Origin of the sequence: Thermoflexus sp. (genome assembly GCF_042408365.1) — a bacterium.
Taxonomy (GTDB): Bacteria; Chloroflexota; Anaerolineae; order Thermoflexales; family Thermoflexaceae; genus Thermoflexus.
Genome location: NZ_JBHOQJ010000295.1, coordinates 1 through 3,123 on the forward strand (window position 1 = coordinate 1; position 3,123 = coordinate 3,123).

Annotated in this window: 2 protein-coding genes and 1 pseudogene; 2 read left to right on the forward strand and 1 reads right to left on the reverse strand. The window is 63.8% G+C overall.

Translation table 11 applies throughout. The annotated features are described in order from the left end of the window. On the forward strand, positions 1-1,117 hold a 1,117-nt coding region (locus ACFMO5_RS13545; RefSeq protein WP_376793280.1), incomplete at its 5' end, for an endonuclease NucS domain-containing protein. A 265-nt stretch (positions 1,118-1,382) separates the two neighbouring features. Then, positions 1,383-1,628 (forward strand): annotated as a pseudogene (locus tag ACFMO5_RS13550) (HEPN domain-containing protein); the annotation flags it as partial. 193 nt (positions 1,629-1,821) lie between these two features. Here ACFMO5_RS13550 and ACFMO5_RS13555 read toward each other — a convergent pair. Continuing rightward, positions 1,822-3,123 (reverse strand): amidase (locus tag ACFMO5_RS13555; protein WP_376793281.1); only part of this gene is annotated, 1,302 nt, incomplete at its 5' end.

Genomic DNA, 3,123 nt, shown 5'->3' on the forward strand with positions numbered 1-3,123 from the left:
AGGAGGCAACATGCCAATCGTCATCGTGAAGAAAGGCCAGGAGGCGAAGAAGGTTAAGCCAACGCCGGTTACTCAGGAGGACCGTCTTCAGAAGTACATTCAGGAGAACCCGGACCTGATTCCGCTGGACGAGCTGAGAGAGGATCTACGGTTGTTCGTGATTGCGCGTGAGTTTCAGACATCCAGCGGCCCTGTGGATGTACTGGCGGTGGATGATGAAGGAGGGCTGTACATTATTGAGACCAAGTTGTACAAGAATCCAGACAAGAGGCTCGTGATCGCACAGGTGCTGGACTACGGAGCGGCTCTGTGGAGCAGGTTCCGGGAGTCTCCAGACGTGGAAGCCGCGATCGACGAGGTCGTCCGGGAGAAATGGGGCGCGCCCTTTCGCGAGAAACTGAGGGAATTCCTAGGAGTGGATGAGGAAGAGGTCGCCAGCGTACTCAACCGACTTCAGGCTGATATCCGGGCCGGGCGCTTCACGTTCATTGTGCTCATGGACCGGCTGCATGAGCGCTTGAAGGATCTGATCGCGTTCCTCAACATGAGTAGTGGGCTGACAGTGTTAGCGTGCGAAGTGGAGTTTTACCGGCACGAGGATTGGGAGATCGCGATTCCGAAGCTGTATGGAGCGGAGACGAGGAAAGCGGCTGGAGGGGAAGGCGCGTCTGGCGCCAGAAGGAGGTGGGACGAAGAGGCATTTTTTGAAGAGTTGAGAGCGCGGGTCGGGGTGGTCGTAGAAGAGAAGATAAGGGAGTTTTACGACTACGTGCGGCGTACCGCGGATCAGATCGCCTGGGGCAAGGGGCGAGATTGGGGATCGTTCGGACCGAAATACGAACGCATCAGTCCAAGATCTCTGTTCACGGTATGGTCAGACGGCAGGCTAACTGTGAACTTTGGGTGGCTGGAGGATCAGGGGGAAGCTGCGGAATTTCGAAAGAAACTGAAGGACATGTTGACGGACAGGCTGGGGTTGAGATTTCCTCAGGATTACGAGAGGAAGTGGCCGAGCTTCAAGGCGGAGCAGTGGGTGGGGCGGGTCAGGGAGTTGATCGAGGGGCTGGACGAGCTGATTGGGCGGCAGGCGGGGAAAGGGGGCGTGGGCGAGTCTTGAGGGCGGGGGTAGGGGGGGGGCTTCGGGAGTCCGACAGTGGCTCGGGCGAAGCGTGAAGGCGGTTACAGCGTCCGCCGGACGCGAAGCAGAGGGGCGAAGCCAACGGTGGCCCGAGACGACAGCGAAAAGACCTGGATGCTTTACCGGCTGCTGGCGGGCATGGGTGTGCCAAAGGACCTCGTCGTCACGGTCAGGGATTTTGAGCGACTGAAACATATTCCGGGAACTATCATCTATGTCGCGCACCGTGAGGGGCGGATCCTCTATGGTGATCTCCGATGAAGTGCTCGAGGTCGCGCGCCTGGATCCGCAAGGCACAGCACAGTCTGGCGGCTGCCTAGCGTACGTTCACGCCCGGGGAAGACTGCCCTTTGACGTGGTGTGCTTTCACGCACAGCAGTGTGCTGAGAAGTACCCGAAAGCCTTGCTGGTCTTTCACGGGCTCGAGGTGCCTAGGACTCACGATCTGACTGAAATACTTCGTTTGCTGCCTGCCGGTCTGGTGGTGAGCCTCGACCTTGACGAGCTGGCCGAACTCAACTCCTACACCGTCGACTTTCGGTATCCTGGGCTGGGTCTGGATGGTTTTGCCGGGCCTGTACCCGGCAGCCTGCGCCGAAACGGCAAATGTGGGACATCACGGGACACATTATGGGACGCGGGTTTCAGGCTCCGCCTCCGGATGCCGAGGATGGTGGGATGCTCTACGCGCACACCGGCGGGCGGCGGTCAAACCAGGGGCGGGCCTGCTCCAACTGCCCGGCCAGCCGGAAGAGCGTCGCCTCCTCCCCGAAGTGGGCTACAAAGTGCGTCCCGATGGGCAACCCCTCGCCGTTCCAGACCAGCGGCACCGACATCGCCGGCTGTCCGGTGACGTTGAAGACCGGCGTGAACGGGATGAAGGCGAAGACCTCCTCGGCCAGCGCCTCAATGCCGGCCAGTTTGTTCAGCAGCGCGCCCGCGTTGAGGCTCCCCAGCAGTTTCAGCGCAAAGGCCTTGACGCCGGTGGGCTGGAGCCATCCGATTTCCATCGGCGGTGTCGCCAGCGTGGGGGTCAGGAGGACGTCGTATTTCTCAAAGAACGCTGCCACCTGACGGGCCGCGCGCTGCAGTGCGCGCAGGGCGCCGGCGTACTCGCCCGCCGAAATCTGCCGCCCCAGCAGACCCAGTGCCCACGTCGCCGGCTCAAATTCCCCAAAGCGGGCCTTCTTCCCCGTGAGGGCCTCCCCTTCTGCGATGTCCGCCCGTGTCTCCGCGCAGACCATGGTCAGGAAGTCGCGGGCGAAGGCGTGGCCGTCTATCTGCGGCGCCGCCTCCTCTACATCGTGGCCCAGGTCTTGGCACAGGCGGGCCGTCTCCTCTACCCCCCGGATGCAGTCGGGGTGGACGGTGCCGGGCAGCAGGGGCCGGGTGGTGAAGGCGATGCGCAGCCGGCCGGGGTCCCGTCCCACTTCCTCCAGAAACGGGCGCCGGGGCGGCGGGATGATGTACGGGGCGCCGACATCGGGCCCGGCGGTGGCGTCCAGCATGGCCGCGCTATCCCGCACCGAGAGGGTCAGGACGTGGTGGGTGCCCATCCCGCGCCAGGCCTCGCCGATGTCGGGGCCCATGGGGATGCGGCCGCGCGTGGGCTTCAGGCCGAAGACGCCGCAGCAGGAGGCAGGGATGCGGATGGAGCCTCCGCCGTCGGTGCCGTGTGCGACCGGGACCAGGCGGGCGGCTACCGCCGCCCCCGATCCGCCGCTGGACCCGCCCGTCGTCCGGGAGAGGTCCCAGGGATTGCGGGACGGCCCGAAGAGGACCGGCTCCGTATACGGCACCAAGCCCAACTCCGGCGTGTTGGTCTTCCCCAGAACCACCACCCCGGCCTTCCGGTAGCGCCGGACGATTTCGCTATCGTGGTCGGGGATGAAGTCGCGGAAAAAGCGGCTGCCGCTGCGGGTGGGGACTCCGGCGAAGTGGGCCAGCAGGTCTTTCAGCAGGAAGGGCACGCCCCGAAACGGCCC